We start from the raw sequence: 18,553 nt of genomic DNA on the forward strand, positions 1-18,553 counted from the left end.
GGGTGCGCGACTTCAGCGAGTCGAAGAAGTCGAAGATGATCTCGCCCAACGGCATCGTGTAGCGCAGTTCGACGCGTTCCGGGGACAGGTAGTCCATCCCGCCGAGTTCCCCGCGGCGGGACTGGCACAGTTCCATGATCGTGCCGATGAACTCACTCGGCGCGATCACCGTGCACTTGACCACCGGTTCGTAGATCTCGCGCATCTTGCCCGGCGGCCAGTCCGACGGGTTGGTGACGACTTTCTCGGTGCCGTCCTCGGTGATCACCCGGTAGACCACGTTCGGCGAGGTGGAGATCAGGTCCAGGTCGAACTCGCGCTCCAGGCGCTCGCGGGTGATCTCCATGTGCAGCAATCCCAGAAAGCCGCAACGGAATCCGAATCCCAGCGCCACCGAGGTCTCCGGCTCGTAGGTCAGCGCGGCGTCGTTGAGTTGCAGCTTGTCCAGCGCCTCGCGGAGGTTCGGGTAGTCGGAGCCGTCCACCGGGTACAGGCCCGAGTACACCATCGGCTTGGGCTCCCGGTAGCCGGTCAGCGCCTCGGTGGCCCCGTGGCGGGCGCTGGTGACGGTGTCGCCCACCTTGGACTGCCGGACGTCCTTCACGCCGGTGATCAGATAACCCACCTCGCCGACGCCGAGGCCCTCGGAGGGTTTGGGTTCCGGGGAGACGATGCCCACCTCGAGCAGTTCGTGGGTGGCGCCGGTGGACATCATCTTGATCTTCTCCCGCGGGGTGATCTTGCCGTCGACCACCCGGACGTAGGTCACCACCCCGCGGTAGATGTCGTAGACGGAGTCGAAGATCATCGCCCGAGCCGGGGCGTCGGCATCGCCGGTGGGTGCGGGCACCTGGCGCACCACCTCGTCGAGCAGGGCCGGCACCCCTTCGCCGGTCTTGCCGGACACCCGCAGCACGTCGCCGGGTTCGCAGCCGATGATGTGGGCGAGTTCGGCGGCGTAACGCTCGGGGTCGGCGGCGGGCAGGTCGATCTTGTTGAGCACCGGGATGACCGTCAGGTCGCGGTCCAGCGCCAGGTAGAGGTTGGCCAGGGTCTGCGCCTCGATGCCCTGGGCGGCGTCGACCAGCAGCACCGCCCCCTCGCAGGCCTCCAGCGCCCGGGACACCTCGTAGGTGAAGTCGACGTGGCCGGGGGTGTCGATGAGGTGCAGGACGAACTTCTCGTCGCCGACCTGCCAGGGCAACCGGACGTTCTGGGCCTTGATGGTGATGCCGCGTTCCCGCTCGATGTCCATCCGGTCCAGATACTGGGCGCGCATCGAGCGCTCGTCGACCACACCGGTCAGCTGCAGCATCCGGTCGGCAAGCGTGGACTTGCCGTGGTCGATGTGGGCGATGATGCAGAAGTTCCGGATCCGCGCCGGCGCCGTGAACGTCTGATCGGCGAAACTGCTGATGGGAATCTCCTGATGGGCGGGCGGGTCCGGCTCAGGCAAGCCTATCCAGCCGGCCGGCGATCCGACTCCCCGCCTCCCGGTGATCCTCGCCTATGCTGTCGAGAATGGCCTCGCAGTGGAGGACTTTTCAGCGGCTGGCGGAGCATCTCGTGTTCAACGAGGCTCCGAAGCTCATCCGTCAGCTTCAGCACCCCGGCGGGGTGCAGCAGGCGGTGCAGCGGACCATCCAGCAGGGCATCCGGCTGGGTATCGAAGCCCTGGTGATGACCGCGCTGGCGCCCGACCCGCCGGTGGCGATCGCCGCCGGGCGCCCGGTCACCCGCACCATGGTTCACACCTCCGAACGGGCCCGGCGGGTGGTGTACGCCCCCGACCTGGACGGCCGCGCCGATCCCGGCGAGGTGGTCTGGACCTGGGTGGTCTACGAGGACGATCCGACCAGGGGCAAGGACCGTCCGGTGCTGGTGGTCGGGCGCGACCGCACCACCCTGCTCGGGCTGATGCTGTCCAGCCAGGCCCACCACGCCCACGACCCGAGTTGGGTGCACGTCGGCACGGGCAGCTGGGACTCAGGCTATGAGGATGGGGAGGGACGGCCCAGTTGGGTGCGGCTGGACCGGGTTCTCGACGTTCCGGAGGAGAGCATCCGCCGGGAGGGCGCGATCATGGACCGGCAGATCTTCGAGGTCGTGGCCACCCGGTTGCGCGCCGAATACCGCTGGCGCTGAGCGCTTCGGCTCAGCCGCCGGTGATGTAGGCCCGCAGCTGCTGCCGTTCGGACTGCAGTTCCTCCATCCGGTTCTTCACCACGTCGCCGATGCTGACAATGCCGACCAGTCGCCCGTCGTCCAGAACGGGGACGTGGCGGACCCGGTTGTTGGTCATCAGGGCGGCCAGGTCGTCGACCGGGTCGTCGGGGCGGCAGGTCACCGCGACGTCGCTCATGATCTCCGCGACCGGCCGACGCAGCAGTTCGGGGCCGTGTTCGTGCAGACGGCGGACCACGTCGCGCTCGGAGACGACGCCGACGATGCCGGCGGCGCCGTGGCCGGCCCCCGGGGACGCGATCACCACCATCGCCCCGATGTTGTGCACCGCCAACTCGGCCAGCAGGCCGGTGACCGTGGTGCTCTCGGTGACGGTGGCCACCGCAGCACCCTTGACCCTCAGGATGTCAGCGATCCGCACGATCCGCTCCCCTCGCCGTGATGAACGTCATGTCAGGCTACGACGACGGCGGCCGCCCCCGAAAGGGGGCGGCCGCCGCCGGTCTGAGCCCGGATCTACTTGATCGGGTTGCCGTCCTCGTCGAGGTGCTCGACCTCGGCGTGCTGCTTGCGAACGGTGCCCTTCACGGTTTCGGTGTGCTCGGTCTCCTCGGTCCGCAGGCGGATCTCCTCGGCGACGTGCGCCGTCTTGTTCACCACGGCTTCCTCGCGGGTCTCGACGACCTCGATGGTGGAGTCGCTCCAGTCCCAGTCGTCGGCGATGGGCTGGTCGACGACCTTGCGGAGCACCTCGGCATGCACCTCGGTGAGATTGACCTGCTCCTCCACCTCACGGGCGGTGACGTAGCGGCGCACCCGGGTCTTGCCGGCTGCCACCGTGCGCTTACCGACCTCCAACTGCTCCTCGGCGAGCCTCAGCACCTCTTCTTTGACGTCACCGAGGGCCTTGTGCTCGGCGACGATCCCGGCGCCGCGGGCCTCCAGGTCGACCGGGTTGTGCTTGGCGAGGATGTCCTCGGCCTTCTTGGCCTGGGCGTCGTCCTTGACCCGCACGGTCAGGATGGCGCCACCCTTGGCCAGTGCCTTCTCGTAGGCAGCGCCCTCATAGAGTTTGACGTCCTGGCCGAAGAGCCGACGCCACAGGCCGGGGCCGTTAGCGGCGCGGCCGGCGTTCCTGGCCACTGCGGCGCTGTCGAGGGTGTTCACGTCCGGATCTGCGAACCCGGCGTCCTCGAGGGCCTTCTCCGCCCGGCGGCTCGCGGCCACCGTGTCGAACAGCACGACCATCTCGTTTGCGCTCACGTGTTTTGACTCCTTCTCTTCGGTTGGGCTGGTTGCTTCGCGGACCGCCCTGAGCGGTCCGGCCTTTCAGAACGCGCAGCGCGGGAGCCGCCGGCTTCTGAATCCTTCGATGCCACCCGTTCGACGGTGGCCTGCTGCACCCGGAGGGTGACCTGCTCGGTATGGCGCTCGACCGTGCGGACCTTGCGAACGTGCAATTCCTCGCGCAGCACCAGACGGCGTTCGACGACGAGCACCTCTTCGACGACCGGGATGATGATCTCGGTTCGCGTCTCGCGCACCGGGGGCGCCTTCTTGACCTCTTTGCCGATCTGCACCCGGCGAACCTCGAAGTTGTCACTGGCCAGAGGAACGACGACTTTCCGGACCCGCTCGGTGGTGGTGCGGCGCACCCGCACCCGGCCGGTCTCGACCGTGCGCTTGTCGACGGTCAGTTGCTCCTCGGCGAGCCTGATGACGGCTTCGTCAACGACGCGGCCCGCATCGTCTCCAGCTAACTTTCCGTCCTGACTTCGCCCTGATGTTCGGCCGTCCGGCTGCCGCTTGCGCGCGGGCTGCTTCGGGGTCCGACTTTTACCGCTATCTGCCTGCACCAATTGACCTCTACGTCACCTAGCAACTCGCCGGTTACACGCTCTGAACGAACGCACTCGCCCAGAGTGGCACGCGTTCGTGTTCATGTCTGGCAAATTGGGCAAACGTTCAAAAATTATTCACAGACCCGGTCCCCAACCGTCGCACCCGCCCGTTGCGCCACATTCGGAACATGCGGGGAGGAAACATGGGGGTAGAAATAGGGCCATGTTGGAGATCACCCTGCTCGGCACCGGTAGCCCGATGGTCGATGCGAACCGGGCCGGGCCGTCGACGATGGTCAGGGCCGGCGGGCAGACCTTCCTGGTGGACTGCGGCCGCGGGGCGCTGATGCGGGCGGCGGCCGCCGGGGTGGGCGCGGCGAACCTGACCGCCCTGCTGCTGACCCATCTGCACAGCGACCACATCACCGACCTGTCCGACGTCATCACCACCCGTTGGATCAGCACGATCGGCCCCAACCCCTTGCCGATCATCGGCCCGCCCGGGACCAAGGCGGTGGTGGAGGCGACCCTGGCCGCGCTGGCGCCGGACGTCTCCTACCGGATTCACCACCACGCCGACATCACCGAGCCGCCGGAGTTGCACGTCCACGAGCACACCGCGGGGCAGGTCTGGGATGCCGCGCAGAACGGGGCGGGCGTGCGGATCACCGTGGCGCCCACCGACCACCGCCCGGTGGAACCGACCATCGCCTTCCGCATCGAGCACGACGGCGCCTCAGTGGTGCTGGCCGGGGACAGCGTGCCGTGCGGCACACTGGACGAACTGGCCCGCGGCGCGAACGCGTTGGTGCACACGGCGATCCGCAAGGACCTGGTGGAACTGATGCCGGCGCAGCGCATCCGCGACATCCTCGACTACCACTCCTCGGTGGAGCAGGCCGCGGCGACCGCGGCCCGGGCCGGGGTGGACACCCTGGTGCTCACGCACTACGTCCCCCCACTGGTGCCCGGCCAGGAGGAGCAGTGGCGGGCGCTGGCCGCGACGGCGTTCGACGGGCGGGTGGAACTGGGCGACGACCTGCTGACGGTGCCGGTGAATCCCTAAGCCAGCCGGGTCATCTCGACGACGACGTCGAGTTCGCTGGAGCCCTCGCCCAGGTAGATGCCCTTCAGCGGCGTCACATCGGCGTAGCTTCGCCCCGACCCGACGCTGATGTACTGCTCGTTGATCTCGGTGTCGTTGGTGGGGTCGTAATGCCACCAACTGCCGGTCCAGGCCTGAAACCACGCGTGGCTCTCGCCCCGGACGGGCTCACCGGTGTCCGCGTTGGCCTTCGGATGCAGGTACCCCGATACGTAGCGGGCCGGAATTCCCATCGCGCGCAACAGGATCAGCGACAGATGGGCGAAGTCCTGGCACACTCCTTCGCCCTCGCGCAGCGCGTCCAGGCCTGAGGAGTGCACACCGGTGGTACCCGGGACGTAGCGCAACTCGTTGCGCACCCACTCAACGGCCGCGAGCGCGGCGTGATGCGGGTCGCGCCCCTTGGCGAGGTGGCGGGCCACCCTGGCCAGCCGCTTGCTGGCAGGTGTGTAGGGCGTCGGTGTGAGCACCTCGTGGTAGCGGTCCAGGATTCTCTCGGACCGCAGGTCGGCCCAGCCCGCATCCGCCGCGGGCGTCTCCGCCTTGTCGGTTTCGACGACCGAGGACGAGGTGACCTGCAGTTCGATGTGCGGGGCATGCAGATCGAAGGCGGTGACCGCGGTGCCCCAGTAGTCGACGTAGCGGTAGGACCGGGTCGCCGGCGCGGTCTCCACCCGGTTGACGATCACGTTCTGCCGGGAGTCCGAACGCGGCGTCAGCCGCGCCTCGTTGTAGGAGGCGGTCACCGGGGCCTGGTAGGCGTACCCGGTCGCGTGCACCACCCGCATCCGCCACATCAGGCGCCACCGCCGTCGGAGCTGTGGCCGGCGTCCGACCAGGCCACCCACATGGTGGGCCGGAAGAACCGGGTCGCCAACGCCTCGGCGACCTCGCGGCAGGTGGCCTGCAGGGTGGCCAGGCGGTCCTCCAGGGACTCCAGCAGTGCGCCGGGCCGCACGAATTCCAGCTCGCTGCGGGTGCGGCCGAGAACCCGGCGCGCCTCGGCGCCCGGCCCGGCCCGGTCGGCGGGGCTGCTCAGCAACCGCTCCAGGCTGTGCTCGGCCAACCGCAGCGAGAAGAACGCCGAACGCGGGAACAGCCGATCGAGCAGCATGAACTCCACGACGCGGTTGGCGTCGAGCACACCCCGGTGGGTGCGCAGGTAGGTGTCGTGCGCGCCGGCGGCGCGCAGGACGCTGACCCAGGCCGGTGAGGAGGCGCTGTCCCCCACCCGCGACAACAGCAGCCGCACCGTCATGTCGACGCGTTCGAGGGCCCGGCCCACCACCAGGAAGCGGTAGCCGTCGTCGCGGGACAGTGTCGAGTCCGACAGCCCGGCGAACATCGCGGCCCGGCCTTCGACGAAGGTGAAGAACTCGTGCGGGCCGAGCCGACGTGCCGCTCGCTCGCGTTCGGGCAGCGCGTTGAAGGTGGTGTTGAGGCATTCCCACATGTCCCCGGAGATCACCTCGCGGGCCGAGCGGGCGTTCTCCCTTGCCCCGCCGATGGCATCGACGATCGAACAGCCACTGGGCAGTCCGCGGCGAAAGGCCACCAGATCGGTGAGCGCCCACATGTCCAGCCGGGTGGTCGGCGGCTCGATTCCCAAGACCTGCAACAGGATTCGGGATGCCTGGTCGGGGTCGACGGTGGAGTCCTCAAGCAGTTGGTGCACCGTCACATCCAGGATCCGGGCGGTGTCGTCGGCACGTTCGACGTAGCGGCCGATCCAGTACAGCGCCTCGGCGTTGCGGGCCAGCATCAGCGGCCGGCCCTCTGCTGCTGTTGTTGTTGCTGCTGGCCGGTCATCACGCGCTGCCGCAGCAGGTGCATATCGCCACCCCCGTCCGCCACCGGAAGGTTTCGCACCACCTGGGCGGCCGGTGCTTCGCGGTCCGGGGCCGAGGAGCGCGAGGCCAGCACCCAGGTGTCCTTCGACCCGCCGCCCTGACTGGAGTTGACCACCAGTGATCCCTCGGTCAGCGCGACACGGGTCAGACCGCCCGGCAGGACCCAGACCTGCTCGCCGTCGTTGACCGCGAAGGGGCGCAGGTCCACGTGACGGGGCGCCAGCGTGTCGGCGACCTTGGTCGGCACGGTGGACAGTTGGACCACGGGTTGGCCGATCCAGCCACGCGGGTCGGCGGTGATCTTGCGGCGGGCAGCGGCCAGTTCCCTCTCGGTGGCATGCGGCCCGAACACGATGCCGTAGCCGCCGGAACCCTCCACCGGTTTGACGACGAGTTCGGCGATCCGGTCCAGCACCTCGGCCCGTTCGTCGTCCAGCCAGCAGCGCAGCGTGTCCACACTGGCCAGCAGCGGCTTCTCTCCGAGGTAGTACTCGATGATGGTCGGGACGTAGGTGTAGACGAGTTTGTCGTCGCCCACGCCGTTACCCACCGCACTGGAGATCACCACGTTGCCGGCCCGGGCGGCGTTGAGCACACCGGCCACGCCCAGGATGGAATCCGGCCGGAAGTGCATGGGGTCGAGGTATTCGTCGTCGATGCGCCGGTAGATGACGTCGACCTGCCGCTCCCCCTCGGTGGTGCGCATGTAGACGACGTTGTCCCGGCAGAACAGGTCCGGGCCCTCGACCAGTTCGACGCCCATCTGCCGGGCCAGCAGCGAGTGCTCGAAGTAGGCGGAGTTGAACGGGCCCGGGGTGAGCACGACGACGGTGGGATCGGATTCGTTGGTGGCCGCCGCGTTGCGCAGCGCCCGCAGCAGGTGGCCTGGGTAGTCGTCGACCGGCCGCACCCGGTGGGTGCCGAACAGGTTGGGGAACACCCGGGTCATCACCCGGCGGTTCTCCATCACGTAGGAGACGCCCGACGGCGAGCGGAGGTTGTCCTCGAGCACCCGGAAGGTGCCGGCGGCGTCGCGCACGATGTCGATGCCGGCGACGTGGATCCGGACCCCGTTGGGCGGGCTGATCCCGGCCGCTTCGCGGTGGAAATGCTCGCAGCTGGTGACCAGCCGACGCGGGATCACCCCGTCGCGGAGGATCTCCTGGTCGCCGTAGACGTCGTCGAGAAACCGCTCGAGGGCGATGACCCGCTGGGCGATACCGGCCTCGAGTCTGGCCCACTCCGCGGCGGAGATGACCCGCGGAACCAGGTCCAGCGGGAAGGGGCGCTCCTGGCCGGACAGCGAGAAGGTGATGCCCTGGTCGACGAAGGCCCGGCCCAGTGCCTCGGCCCGGGCGCCGAGTTCCTCGCTGTCGGTCGGCGCCAGTTCGGCGTAAATGCCCTTGTAGGGGGCCCGCACCCGGCCCTGGCGGTCGAACATCTCATCGAACGCGGCGCTGTAGGAGCCCAGTTCGCGGTAGCCGCCGAAGGTTCCGGAGTCATCGGCCATGGCGGGTCGTGACCGGTTGCGGGCGGTTTTCGGGGTCTGCGCCCGTGCGCTGAGAAGGGTCACGGGTGATAATGCTGCATGAGGTCGGCCGTCTCTGCAGGGTGAGAAGCTCCATTTTGGGCCGGAGCCCGTGGTACTGGTAGTCTGGGCGGGCGCCGCGAGGGCAGAAGTCCCGGTGCTGACCTGACCAGCTTTGAACTACCCGTATTTGAGATTGAGGAACTGACGCGTGGCCAACATCAAGTCGCAGAAGAAGCGCATTCTCACCAACGAGCGCCGCCGTGTGCGCAACAAGTCGGTGAAGTCGTCGCTGCATACCGCGATCCGCGCGTTCCGCACCGCCGCCGCCGACGGCGACAAGGACAAAGCCGGCGTGCTGCTGGTCGCGACCAGTCGCAAGCTGGACAAGGCGGCCAGCAAGGGCGTCATCCACAAGAACCAGGCCGCCAACAAGAAGTCGGCGCTGGCGCAGGCCTTCAACAAGCTCTGATCGACGGCCGCCTCCTCAGCGGCTTCCCGCCAATTCGGCTACCTTGCGCACCGCCGTTTCCAGGGCGTAGTCGGGGTCGGCCGCCGCGCCTTTGACGTCGGCGTTGAGAGCGGCCACCAGCCCGATCGCGATCGCTACCTTGTCGCGGGACCATCGCCGGGCCTGTTTCTGGACCTTCTGCACCCGCCACGACGGCATGCCCACCTCCGAGGCTAGCCGGTACGGGTCCCCCGACAACGGCCCGATCCGGGCGATGGAGTGCACCGCCTCGGCCAGTGCGTCGGCGAGCACCACGTGCGGTGCGCCCTCGGCTCGCGCCCAGCGCAGCGCCTCGGCCGCGCCGGCGACATCGCCGGTCACCGCCTTGTCGGCGATGTCGAAGCCGGTGACCTCGGCTTTGCCGCTGTGGTAGCGGCGCACCGCGGCCTCGTTCACCCGGCCGCCGGTGTCGGCGACCAGTTGGGAGCAGGCGGCGGCGAGCTCCCGCAGGTCGGAGCCGACCGCCTCGAGCAGTGCGGCGACGGTGTCGTCGTCGGCCCTGACGTTCAGCGCCCGGAATTCGGCTCGCACGAAGCCGGCCCGGTCCCCGGCCCTGGTGATCTTGGCGCACTCGTGAACCTCGGCCCCCAGGTCGCGCAACTGCCCGGCCAGCGCCTTGGCCCGCCCGCCGCCGGAGTGCAGCACCACCAGCACGGTGCCCGGCGGCAGGTCGGCCGCCGCGGCGGCGAGTAGCGCGACGGCGTCCTTGCCCGCCTCGTCCGCGGACTCCAGGACCACCACCCGCTCGTCGGCGAACAGCGACGGGCTGAGCAGTTCGGCGAGTTCGTTGGTGGAGACGTCCCCGGCCCGCAACCGATCGACCGGAACGTCGTCGCTGCCGGCCGTTGCCCGGGTGGAGCGCAGGATCGCGCCCACCGCCCGCTCGACGAGCAGTTCCTCCTCGCCGAGCACCAGATGCAGTCCCGCCGCCTCGCTCACCCCCCGATGGTGTCACGGACCGGCGACGAGACTCGACACCGACCATGCCGCCCCGCTCAGCAGTGCCGCGGCCAGCGCGAAGGCCGACGCCTGCCGGAACCGGCGCCGGCGCCACAGCGCGACCGCTGCCCCGCCGGCACATCCGACGGTGACCAGACCAGCCCACCCCGACGGCACCGGCACCGCCGCGCCGGGCAGCCGGGCGGCCGCGTGCGCGACCCGCAGCAGCCACCACAGCTCCGGGCCGGTGAACCGGATCAGCAGATCGGCAGCCGGCGGCCAGAACACCACCAGCGCCGCCGCTGCGGTGCCCAGCACGGTGATGGTCGCAATGACCGGTGCCACAAGCAGATTGGCCAACACCGAAACCACACTGAACCGCCCCGATATCGCCGCGATCAGCGGAGCGGTCACCAGGTGGGCGGCGGCGGCGACGCACAGCCCGTGCGCCAGGGGTTTGGGCCAGCCGGCATCGGCCAACCGGGCCGACCATCCCGGCGCCACGAGTACGAGCGCGGCCGTCGCGGACACCGACAGCGCGAAGCCGACGTCGACGGCCAACTGGGGTGCCAGCATCATCAGCGCGATCACGGTTGCGGCCAGGGCCGGGACGGCCTGCCGGCGGCGGGCGGCGAGCACGCCGAACAGGGCGACGGCCCCCATGACGGCGGCGCGCAGCACGCTCGCGGTGGGCTCAACGACGACGACGAAGGCGATCAGCGCCACCGCGGCCGACGCCACCGCCGGGGCGGGCCCGATCAGGTACCCCGACAGCAGGACCGCGCCGCAGACGATGGTGACGTTGGCGCCCGACACGGCGGTCAGGTGCGTCAGCCCGGCGGTGCGCAACTCGGCGGTGGTGGCGGGCGGGACCGCTGCGGTGTCACCCAGAACCAGTCCGGGCAGCAGGGCGGCCTGATCGGCGGGCAGGGCTTCGCGGGCGACGGAGGCGAACCGGTCGCGCACCGACCGGGCGGCACGCTGCACCGCGGAGGCCTGGCCGATTCGGGGACGACCCACGGCGGTGAGGGTGGCCACGGTGAGATCACGCCGGGTCGGCCGTCCGATGCGGGCACGGAAGCGGGCGGGCTGGCCGGCGCCCAGTTGACCGAAGCCTTCAACCGGGGCGAAAACCGTTACCAATCCGCTGGATTCGGCATCGGCGACCCGATGCAACCGGGCGCGGAACATCATTCGTCCGGGCCCGGACTGCCGGGGGCTTTCCGACGGCGCGACGGTCACCCACGCGGTCGTGCCGACCAGGGCGGCCAGCGGGTGGCGTTCGACGGCGTCGGCGCGCAACGCCACCGCAGCACCGAATCCGGCGCCGACGACCGACGCGGCGAGCACACCTGCCGCGGCGGCGCGCAGCCACGGGTGACGATCCCCGGCCAGGTGGCAGGCCAGCGCCCAGACGGCCGCGCCGGCCGCGCCGATGCCCGCGAGCAGCGGGCCCAGTCCCCAGACGACACCGGCCGCGGTGACCGCCCAGGCCGCCGCCGCAGCGGGAACCAGCCGCAGATCAAGCCGTACGGCCGGCTCGGCCACGACCTCAGACCCGCACCAGCGGGCGCAGCTTCTCCAGCCGGGCCGGGCCGATACCGTCGACCTCGCCCAACTGGTCGACGGCGCTGAATCGGCCGTTGGCCGAGCGCCACGCCACGATCGCGGCCGCCGTGACCGGACCGACGCCGGGCAGTGCGTCCAACTGGTCGGCGGTCGCGGCGTTGAGATCCAGCGGCGCCGCGGGTCCGGGCGGCGCGGCGGTTCGCTCGGGCGCGTCGCCGGCCCCGCCGACCGAACTGCCCAGGGCGGGGCGCTGACCGGCCGGTGCCGCGATCCCCACCACGATCTGCTCGCCGTCGGCGAGGTGGCGGGCCAGGTTCAGGCCGGCGGTGTCGGCACCCCGCAGCGGGCCGCCGGCCGCGGCGACGGCGTCGGCCACCCGGGCCTCGGGCGTGAGGGTGACCAACCCGGGCCGGGAAACCAGTCCGACCACGCTGACCACCATCGCCGCCGTCGGGGCCGGCGTCGGGGTCGCCGACGGACCGGGCGCGGTCGTCGACACCATCTCCACGGGCGGCAGATCGGCCGAGACCACCGGGGCTGGGCGTTGCCGGATCATGGTGAAGACGGTGACCAGCACGGCCAGGGCGGCGATGACCGCCATCGCGATACCCCCGGCGCGACCCGGGTCGGCCCGGATCGCCGCCAGCCAGGCGTGCCCGCGGGCCGGCCGGCCGTCGGGCACCCAGTCGGGTTCGCCGCCGTCCTCGGTGTCCTCGCCGTCGGGGTCTTCGCCATAGGGCCGCAGCCCGAGGCGGCGCTGAAGATTCGCCAACGGCTCGTCGGTTCGCATGGAGCGAAGGTAGAACCGGGCACCGACGAGCGGATACCCCGATCGGGCGCGGTGTGGACGGGGTCGAGTCTGTGGAGTAACCGACGCGGGCGTGGGTGTGATGGTGTAGGGAGATGCCCATGACCGCAACCAACGACCGGCCCATCCGGGTCATCCAGTGGACCACGGGCAACATCGGCCGGCGATCGCTGCACGCCATCATCGGCCGGCCCGACATGGAACTGGTGGGTGTCTACGCCCACGGCGTCGACAAGGTCGGCCTCGACGCGGCCGACCTCGCCGGCCTGGCCGAACCCACCGGCATCACCGCCACCAACGACATCGACGCACTCCTGGCCGCCCGGCCCGACGCGTGCTGCTACAACCCGCTGTGGCCCAGCATCGACGAACTCGAGCGGCTGCTGGAGGCGGGGGTCAACGTGTGTTCGTCGGCGGCCTGGATCACCGGCGGCAAGCACACGGCCGACGATCTTCGCCGGATCAGGAACGCCTGTGCGCGTGGCAATTCCACGATCTTCGGCAGCGGCGCCCATCCCGGCATGACGAACATGGTCGGCATGGTGCTCTCCGGTTCCTGTGAACGCGTCGATGAGATCCGGATCACCGAATCGGTGGACTGCTCGGCCTACGAGTCGGCCGGCACCCAGACCGCCATGGGTTTCTCCCGCGATCCCGAAACGCCGGGACTGGCCGAGAGTGTGGCCGAGGAGAGCGCGGTGTTCGCCGAATCGGCGGCGATGATGGCCGACGCGATCGGGGCCGAGTTGGACCGGATGACGTTCGACGTGACGTTCACGACGGCAACCGGCGACACCGACCTGGGTTTCATGACGATCCCGGAGGGCACCGTCGGCGGGGTGATGGGCTATCACCGCGGCTGGGTGGGTGAGCGCAACGTGGTCAGCGTCGGGTTCAACTGGACGATGGGCGAGCACGTGGTGCCGCCCAAGCCCCTGGAGCACGGCCACGTGATCCAGGTGTTCGGGGTGCCGAACATGCGCACCGTACTGCACTGCCTGCCGCCGAGGGACTGGACCGAACCGGGTTTCATGGGTCTGGGCATGATCTACACCGCGATGCCGGTCACCAACGCGGTGCCGGCGGTGGTGGCCGCCGAACCGGGGATCGTCACGTTGAAGGACCTGCCCCCGATCACCGGCCGGTTCGCGGCCCGTGACGCAGGATCGCCGGTCCCACAGCCACACTCACCGCCGTGAGCGCGATGCCGGGGGCGACCACGAAGGAAGATCGCGGATCGCGGCCGGTTCGGGTAATTTCCCGCGGGTGGACATCGAACGTCGGAGATTCATCGCGGGACTCGGAGGGGTGGCGGTCGCCGCTCCCCTGCTGGCGGCATGCTCGAACGGCAGCGGCGACAAAGCCAACGGCGGCGGCGACAAAGCCAAGGGCGGCGACGCATCGGCCGGGTCCGGAACGGGGGGATCCGGAACAGAGCCGACGCGGATGATCCCCGAGCCGCCCAGAGGAGAGCCGGGAAGCCTGCTGTCCCAGGAACGGATCGACACCGGAATCAAAGGGGCGCGGGCCTGGCGTGTCCGCTACATCTCCCGCGACGTCAACAACGTCGCGCAGGAAGCCAGTGGCCTGGTGATCGCCCCGGCCGACCATGGCGAGAACCGGCCGATCCTGACCTGGTGCCACGGCACCACCGGTCTGGGAGACGCCGCATGCCCGTCGGCACAGCCCGACCCGGCCCGCGAACTCATCACCTACTTCACCCCGGAGGCCACCCAGCAGATCGACTACGGGGTGCCCGGACTGCAGGGCTGGATCGACGACGGGTGGGTGGTGTGCGCCACCGACTACCAGGGCCTGGGCACGCCCGGCATGCACCAGTACACGGTCAACATCACCAACGCCCGGGACGCCGTCTACATGGCGCACGCGGCACGCAGACTCGACGCCGGCGCCGGCACCACGCTGGGGTGCTCAGGCTGGTCGCAGGGCGGCGGCGCGGCGGCGGCGGTGGCCGAACTGGATCCGGCCGACTACGGCGACCTGAAACTCATCGGCACCGTGCCGATGTCACCGGGGGTGGGCAAGATCGCCCTGGAGAATCCGGCCTCGGTCACCGCGGCCCTGACGAATCCCAACATCCCCCCGGACTCGCACCTGGTGATGGTGCTGGCGGGGACCTGGGCAGCCAACCCGACGAAACTCACCCTGGCCCAGACCTTCTCACCGCTGGGCGAGGAGATCATCCAGAAGGCCTGGAACAACCAACCGGTGCATCACCTCAACGACACCGTCTTCCGCATGTTCAAGCTCAAGGGGGCGGTGCTCAACCCCGACCCGCCGAACTTCGGCGAATGGAAGGACGCGATCGTCGCCGGGTCAGCGGGCAACAAGAAGCCGGTCGCGCCGGTGCTGGTGTGCATTGACACCTTCGACAACGGCAGCGTGGTGCCGGTGACCTGGCAAACCACCTACGTGCAGGCGGCCAGGAAACTCGGCGGCACCGTCGAGACCCGCGAGTACCCCGAGGACGACCACTTCTCGCTGCCGGTCAGTTGCGTCGGCGACGCCCGGGCCTGGCTGAACAAACTGCGGGGCTGAGAAGCTCAAGCGTCCAGCGCGACCACCACACCGAGCGCGCCCGGTCCCAGGTGCACACCGAGCACCGGCCCGAGTTCGGTGATCAGGGGCTCACCGCAGGCGGGTAGCGCGGCGGCCAGGGTGGCCGCGAGGTCGGCGGCGCCGTCGGGGTCGTCGACGTGGTGCACGGCCAGTGCCGCGCGCCCTTCGCCGACCACCTCCAGGACCTGCTCCACCATCGCCGCGAGCGCCTTCGAGGTGGTGCGGACCCGTTGGGACAGAACAAGTTTGCCATCGGTCATGGTCAGCAGCGGCTTGACCGCGAGTGCGGTGCCCAGCCAGGAGGCCGCCGTCCCGATCCGGCCGCTGCGACGCAGGTTCTCCAGTCGCTGCACCACGATGTAGGCATGCACCCGTTGCACCGCGGCCCGCGCCTCGGCGGCCACGTGATCCAGGCCGGCGCCGCCGTGTGCGGCGCGGGCGGCGGCCAGGGCGACGAATCCGGTTCCCATGCCGGCCGATCGGGAGTCGACCACCCGCACCGCGCCGTCGAAACCCCCGGCGGCGTGCCCGGCGGCGCCCAGCGTGCTCGACAATTCGGTGGAGAGGTGCACCGCCACCACGCCGTCACCGCCGCTGCCCTCCAGTGCCGACCGGTACAGCGCGGCCAGTTCCGCCGGACCCGCGCCGGCCGTGGTTACCTGTGAACTCTGGTAGAGGTCGGCCGGCATCGCATCCACACCGTCGCGCAGGTCGGCCCCGTCGCGCAGCACGTGCAGCGGCGCCACCCGAATTCCCCACTGCGCCAAAAGGTCCGCCGGCAGCCGGGCCGAGGAGTCCGTCACCACGACGACCGGCACGGCGGTCAGTCCGAACCGTCGGCAACACCGGCTTCCGCCAGCGCCTTGAGCATCAGTTCGGCGACCGCCTCGTGGGCCTCGAAGTTCCAGTGGATGCCGTCGGGATTGCCGCGACCGCCGATGATGTGTTCGGCCACCGCCTCCTTGAGGTCGACCAGTGGCACATGGTGGGTCGTGGCCCACCGGGTGATGGCGGCCGCGGTCCCATCCCGGCCGTGATGGGCGCGGCCGTAGGTGGGGGCGACGTGCACCGACGGCAGCGAGGCGACGATCGGAATCCCCGGCCGGTTGAAGTCGATTGCGCCGCGGGTCATCTCCAGGTACTCGACGGTCAGGTGCGGCGGCAGCGCCGACCGGGACACCGGCGACAGCCGGGGCTGCAGCCACCCATAGCCTGAACGCACCCACCGCCGCAGCAGCGGGGGCCGGACGTAGCGGATCATCTCCCGGGCCGCCGTCGGAAGCGGCGAGGGCAGCGAGTCCATGCCACTGGTGGCGAAGATCACCGCGCCGGCACGCGGCAGCGCCGCCCACGACCGCGGATCCTGGGTGGCCGCCCACCACACGTCGCGGCAGGTCCAGCCGATCCGGCCGATCAGTTCCAGATCCCATTCCAGTTGGCCGGCAACGATATTCGGCCAGATCCGCGGATCGTCGGCGGGCAGTCCGCCCTGGGGTCCGTAGTACGACAGCGAGTCGCAGAAGACCAGCAGCGTCCTGCGGGCGGGGCGGGCATCAGAGGACATCGTTGGAGACCTGAGCCGAGGCGTTCCAGACGTCCAGCCGCCAGCGCAGATCGCAGACCGCTGCCTCGGCGGGGCCGTGGCCCGAGAGCTGAGCCCAGCTGGCGTTGCCCATCCCGCCCAGCACCGGCCAGGAGTCCACGGGAAGGTCCAGCAGCACCGCGGTGAGCGCGGCGATCAGTCCGCCGTGCGCCACCAGGATCACCGGACGCTCGGGCTCGTCGGCACCCCATTCCGGTTCCCCCGCAAGCAGTTCGGCCACCAGCGGCAGGCTGCGGTCGGCGACGTCGACGCGGCTCTCGCCGCCGTGCGGCGCCCACCTCGCATCATCGCGCCAGGCCAGCCGCGCGCCCGGGGCGGCGTCGTCGACCTCGTGATGGGTCATGCCCTGCCAGTCCCCCAGATGGGTCTCCCGCAACCGGGTGTCGACCCGCACCGGCAGCCCGCTGCGTTCCCCCAACGTCAAGGCGGTGTCGTGGGCGCGGCGCAGGTCCGAGGATACGATGAGCAGTGGCTGCCGTTTGGCCAGCACCTCGGCCGCCGCTAGCGCCTGCGCCCGGCCGAGGTCGGTCAGCGCGGTGTCCAACTGGCCCTGCATGCGGCTGCCGGCGTTGAACTCGGTCTGGCCGTGCCGCAACATGACCAGGTGGCGCACCCTCACGACGGCTCCTCGGCGGAGATTTCGACGTCGTCGAGGTCGACGGGCACCAGGGGGCAGTCCCGCCACAACCGGTCCAGCGCATAGAAATTCCGCTCGTCGGTGTGCTGAATGTGCACGACGATGTCGACGTAGTCCAGCAACACCCAGCGACCCTCCCGGGCGCCCTCCCGGCGGGCCGGCTTGTAGCCGGCCTGGCGCATCTTCTCCTCGACCTCGTCGACGATGGCGTTGACCTGACGCTCGTTGGTGGCCGAGGCGATCACGAAGCAGTCGGTGATGACCAGTTGGTCGGACACGTCGATGACGACGACGTCCTGGGCGAGTTTGGACGCCGCGGCCCGCGCGGCCACCGTCGCCATTTGGATCGCTTCGGCCGAGGCGCTCATGTGGTCACCTCCTGGGACACCCGATACAGGTCGCGTTTGGCCACGTACTGCACCACCCCGTCGGGGACCAGGTACCAGATCGGCCGGCCGTCGGCGGCTCGCCGGCGACAGTCGGTGGACGAGATGGCCAGGGCGGGCACCTCGACCAGTCGCAGCGCCCCGTCCGGCAGTTTGCCGAACGCGGCGACGACGTGCGAGCCGGTGAGTTCGTAACCCGGACGGCTGACGCCGACGAAGGTCGCCAGCCCGAACAGTTCCTCGCAGCCCTGCCAGGTGAGGATCGTGGCCAGCGCATCGGCGCCGGTGATGAAGAACAGTTCGCTGTCGGGATGCACCGCGCGGAGATCGCGCAGAGTGTCGGTGGTGTAGGTCGGCCCGCCGCGGTCGATGTCCACCCGGCTGACCGAGAACCGCGGATTAGACGCGGTGGCGATCACCGTCATCAGATAGCGGTCCTCCGCGGCGGTGACGTGGCGGTCCTTCTGCCACGGCTGCCCGGTGGGCACGAACACCACCTCGTCGAGGCCGAAGAGGTCGGCGACTTCGCTGGCGGCGACCAGGTGTCCGTGGTGGACGGGGTCGAACGTCCCGCCCATCACGCCGAGCCTGCGCGGGGACTGCATGAAATGGAAGCCTACTTGACGGCCGCAGCCGCCGAGATCGACGTTTTGGCGGCTTCTACTCGCACTTTCGCGCCCGTTTGTTGGTTTGGGCGCGAAGGGGGGTTACACCGGGAGCAACTGGTCGATGACCGACGCCAACTGCTTGGCCGACCGGCACTCGTGCATGGTGATGACGTCGGAGTAGCGCGGAACCGCCGAGTCGCCGCTGCCCCACAGATGCCGGGGCTCGGGGTTGAGCCAGTGCGCGTGCCGACTCGCGGTGACCATGCGGGCCAGCACGTCGGCGGCCGGGTTGCGGTAGTTGGTGCGGCCGTCACCGAGGACCAGCAGCGAACTGCGCGGGGAAAGCACGCCGGGGAAGTTCTCGGTGAAGGAGACGAACGCGTTGCCGTAGTCGGAGTGCCCGT

At 70.1% G+C, this 18,553-nt stretch carries 20 protein-coding genes and 1 pseudogene; 5 read left to right on the forward strand and 16 right to left on the reverse strand.

Going from position 1 to position 18,553, the window contains the following annotated elements:
- A pseudogene (lepA, locus tag ADBZ5U_RS06595) lies at positions 1–1,563 on the reverse strand (translation elongation factor 4); the annotation flags it as partial.
- Here lepA and ADBZ5U_RS06600 point away from each other — a divergent pair.
- Positions 1,522–2,145 carry a type II toxin-antitoxin system PemK/MazF family toxin gene (locus ADBZ5U_RS06600; protein WP_526263629.1) on the forward strand — a complete coding sequence of 208 codons (624 nt, stop codon included), beginning with the start codon at positions 1,522–1,524 and terminating at the stop codon, positions 2,143–2,145. The pseudogene lepA and the gene ADBZ5U_RS06600 overlap by 42 nt on opposite strands.
- A 10-nt stretch (positions 2,146–2,155) precedes the next feature.
- Here ADBZ5U_RS06600 and ADBZ5U_RS06605 read toward each other — a convergent pair whose 3' ends face one another.
- From ADBZ5U_RS06605 to ADBZ5U_RS06615, 3 genes are all read right to left on the reverse strand, one after another.
- Positions 2,156–2,605, reverse strand: a complete 450-nt coding sequence (locus tag ADBZ5U_RS06605) for a CBS domain-containing protein (RefSeq protein ID WP_526263631.1) — start codon at positions 2,603–2,605, stop codon at positions 2,156–2,158.
- Between the two features lie 95 nt (positions 2,606–2,700).
- Entirely contained in the window at positions 2,701–3,447 is a 747-nt protein-coding gene (locus tag ADBZ5U_RS06610) for a YsnF/AvaK domain-containing protein (RefSeq protein WP_526263633.1), read from the reverse strand.
- A complete protein-coding gene (locus ADBZ5U_RS06615) occupies positions 3,444–4,040 on the reverse strand; it encodes a DUF2382 domain-containing protein (RefSeq protein ID WP_526263635.1) in 597 nt (198 codons plus the stop codon). Before ADBZ5U_RS06615 ends, ADBZ5U_RS06610 begins: the two co-directional genes overlap by 4 nt.
- A gap of 208 nt (positions 4,041–4,248) precedes the next feature.
- Between ADBZ5U_RS06615 and ADBZ5U_RS06620 the strand changes: the two genes are divergently transcribed.
- Positions 4,249–5,091 (forward strand): ribonuclease Z, encoded by an 843-nt coding sequence (locus tag ADBZ5U_RS06620; protein ID WP_526263637.1) that lies wholly within the window; start codon positions 4,249–4,251, stop codon positions 5,089–5,091.
- Here the strand turns inward: ADBZ5U_RS06620 and ADBZ5U_RS06625 are convergent.
- From ADBZ5U_RS06625 to ADBZ5U_RS06635, 3 genes are read right to left on the reverse strand one after another with little or no spacing between them, the layout of a single operon-like run.
- On the reverse strand, positions 5,088–5,927 hold the full coding sequence (locus tag ADBZ5U_RS06625) for a transglutaminase-like domain-containing protein (RefSeq protein ID WP_526263639.1): 840 nt from the start codon (positions 5,925–5,927) through the stop codon (positions 5,088–5,090). The genes ADBZ5U_RS06620 and ADBZ5U_RS06625 overlap by 4 nt on opposite strands.
- Positions 5,927–6,892: an alpha-E domain-containing protein gene (locus ADBZ5U_RS06630; RefSeq protein WP_526263641.1), complete on the reverse strand. Its 966-nt coding sequence runs from the start codon at positions 6,890–6,892 to the stop codon at positions 5,927–5,929. The genes ADBZ5U_RS06625 and ADBZ5U_RS06630 overlap by 1 nt, the downstream gene beginning before the upstream one ends.
- Complete coding sequence (locus ADBZ5U_RS06635) at positions 6,892–8,490, reverse strand: circularly permuted type 2 ATP-grasp protein (protein ID WP_526263667.1); 1,599 nt, start codon at positions 8,488–8,490, stop codon at positions 6,892–6,894. Before ADBZ5U_RS06635 ends, ADBZ5U_RS06630 begins: the two co-directional genes overlap by 1 nt.
- Before the next feature lie 229 nt (positions 8,491–8,719).
- Here ADBZ5U_RS06635 and rpsT point away from each other — a divergent pair, with 229 nt between their 5' ends.
- Positions 8,720–8,980, forward strand: coding sequence for a 30S ribosomal protein S20 (gene rpsT / locus ADBZ5U_RS06640; RefSeq protein WP_526263643.1), 261 nt, complete (start codon positions 8,720–8,722; stop codon positions 8,978–8,980).
- A gap of 15 nt (positions 8,981–8,995) precedes the next feature.
- Here rpsT and holA read toward each other — a convergent pair whose 3' ends face one another.
- The 3 genes from holA to ADBZ5U_RS06655 are packed head-to-tail and all read right to left on the reverse strand — an operon-like array spanning position 8,996 to position 12,317.
- On the reverse strand, positions 8,996–9,958 hold the full coding sequence (gene holA, locus ADBZ5U_RS06645) for a DNA polymerase III subunit delta (protein WP_526263645.1): 963 nt from the start codon (positions 9,956–9,958) through the stop codon (positions 8,996–8,998).
- Between the two features lie 12 nt (positions 9,959–9,970).
- Positions 9,971–11,506, reverse strand: coding sequence for a ComEC/Rec2 family competence protein (locus tag ADBZ5U_RS06650; RefSeq protein WP_526263647.1), 1,536 nt, complete (start codon positions 11,504–11,506; stop codon positions 9,971–9,973).
- A gap of 4 nt (positions 11,507–11,510) precedes the next feature.
- Entirely contained in the window at positions 11,511–12,317 is an 807-nt protein-coding gene (locus ADBZ5U_RS06655; RefSeq protein ID WP_526263649.1) for a ComEA family DNA-binding protein, read from the reverse strand.
- 119 nt (positions 12,318–12,436) lie between these two features.
- Here ADBZ5U_RS06655 and ADBZ5U_RS06660 point away from each other — a divergent pair, with 119 nt between their 5' ends.
- The gene (locus tag ADBZ5U_RS06660) at positions 12,437–13,534 is read left to right on the forward strand and encodes an NAD(P)H-dependent amine dehydrogenase family protein (protein WP_526263651.1); all 1,098 of its coding nucleotides are present in this window, start codon (positions 12,437–12,439) and stop codon (positions 13,532–13,534) included.
- Positions 13,535–13,601: 67 nt separating this feature from the next.
- A complete protein-coding gene (locus ADBZ5U_RS06665; protein WP_526263653.1) occupies positions 13,602–14,894 on the forward strand; it encodes a lipase family protein in 1,293 nt (430 codons plus the stop codon).
- Positions 14,895–14,899: 5 nt separating this feature from the next.
- On the opposite strand, the gene ADBZ5U_RS06670 is transcribed toward ADBZ5U_RS06665, so the two are convergent.
- From ADBZ5U_RS06670 to ADBZ5U_RS06695, 6 genes are all read right to left on the reverse strand, one after another.
- Positions 14,900–15,733, reverse strand: a complete 834-nt coding sequence (locus ADBZ5U_RS06670; RefSeq protein WP_526263655.1) for a DegV family protein — start codon at positions 15,731–15,733, stop codon at positions 14,900–14,902.
- Positions 15,734–15,738: 5 nt separating this feature from the next.
- Positions 15,739–16,479: a diglucosylglycerate octanoyltransferase gene (gene octT / locus ADBZ5U_RS06675; protein ID WP_526263657.1), complete on the reverse strand. Its 741-nt coding sequence runs from the start codon at positions 16,477–16,479 to the stop codon at positions 15,739–15,741.
- Positions 16,469–17,137: a glucosyl-3-phosphoglycerate phosphatase gene (gene gpgP, locus ADBZ5U_RS06680; protein WP_526263659.1), complete on the reverse strand. Its 669-nt coding sequence runs from the start codon at positions 17,135–17,137 to the stop codon at positions 16,469–16,471. Before gpgP ends, octT begins: the two co-directional genes overlap by 11 nt.
- Positions 17,134–17,523 carry a ribosome silencing factor gene (gene rsfS / locus ADBZ5U_RS06685; RefSeq protein ID WP_526263661.1) on the reverse strand — a complete coding sequence of 130 codons (390 nt, stop codon included), beginning with the start codon at positions 17,521–17,523 and terminating at the stop codon, positions 17,134–17,136. Before rsfS ends, gpgP begins: the two co-directional genes overlap by 4 nt.
- Positions 17,520–18,146: a nicotinate-nucleotide adenylyltransferase gene (gene nadD, locus ADBZ5U_RS06690; RefSeq protein WP_526263663.1), complete on the reverse strand. Its 627-nt coding sequence runs from the start codon at positions 18,144–18,146 to the stop codon at positions 17,520–17,522. The genes rsfS and nadD overlap by 4 nt, the downstream gene beginning before the upstream one ends.
- 102 nt (positions 18,147–18,248) lie before the next feature.
- Positions 18,249–18,553, reverse strand: a 305-nt coding sequence (locus tag ADBZ5U_RS06695) for a VWA domain-containing protein (RefSeq protein ID WP_526263665.1), incomplete at its 5' end; no start/stop codon positions are given.

The organism is Mycobacterium sp. (assembly GCF_040398885.1).
Taxonomy (GTDB): Bacteria; Actinomycetota; Actinomycetes; order Mycobacteriales; family Mycobacteriaceae; genus Mycobacterium.

Excerpts from the sequence above, each read along its gene's own strand:
- ADBZ5U_RS06600 (WP_526263629.1), top strand. The coding sequence starts at position 1,522 with ATGGCCTCGCAGTGGAGGACTTTTCAGCGGCTGGCGGAGCATCTCGTG.
- ADBZ5U_RS06620 (WP_526263637.1), top strand. The coding sequence starts at position 4,249 with ATGTTGGAGATCACCCTGCTCGGCACCGGTAGCCCGATGGTCGATGCG.
- ADBZ5U_RS06625 (WP_526263639.1), bottom strand. The coding sequence starts at position 5,927 with ATGTGGCGGATGCGGGTGGTGCACGCGACCGGGTACGCCTACCAGGCC.
- ADBZ5U_RS06630 (WP_526263641.1), bottom strand. The coding sequence starts at position 6,892 with ATGCTGGCCCGCAACGCCGAGGCGCTGTACTGGATCGGCCGCTACGTC.
- ADBZ5U_RS06635 (WP_526263667.1), bottom strand. The coding sequence starts at position 8,490 with ATGGCCGATGACTCCGGAACCTTCGGCGGCTACCGCGAACTGGGCTCC.
- ADBZ5U_RS06655 (WP_526263649.1), bottom strand. The coding sequence starts at position 12,317 with ATGCGAACCGACGAGCCGTTGGCGAATCTTCAGCGCCGCCTCGGGCTG.
- ADBZ5U_RS06660 (WP_526263651.1), top strand. The coding sequence starts at position 12,437 with ATGACCGCAACCAACGACCGGCCCATCCGGGTCATCCAGTGGACCACG.
- octT (WP_526263657.1), bottom strand. The coding sequence starts at position 16,479 with ATGTCCTCTGATGCCCGCCCCGCCCGCAGGACGCTGCTGGTCTTCTGC.
- rsfS (WP_526263661.1), bottom strand. The coding sequence starts at position 17,523 with ATGAGCGCCTCGGCCGAAGCGATCCAAATGGCGACGGTGGCCGCGCGG.
- nadD (WP_526263663.1), bottom strand. The coding sequence starts at position 18,146 with ATGCAGTCCCCGCGCAGGCTCGGCGTGATGGGCGGGACGTTCGACCCC.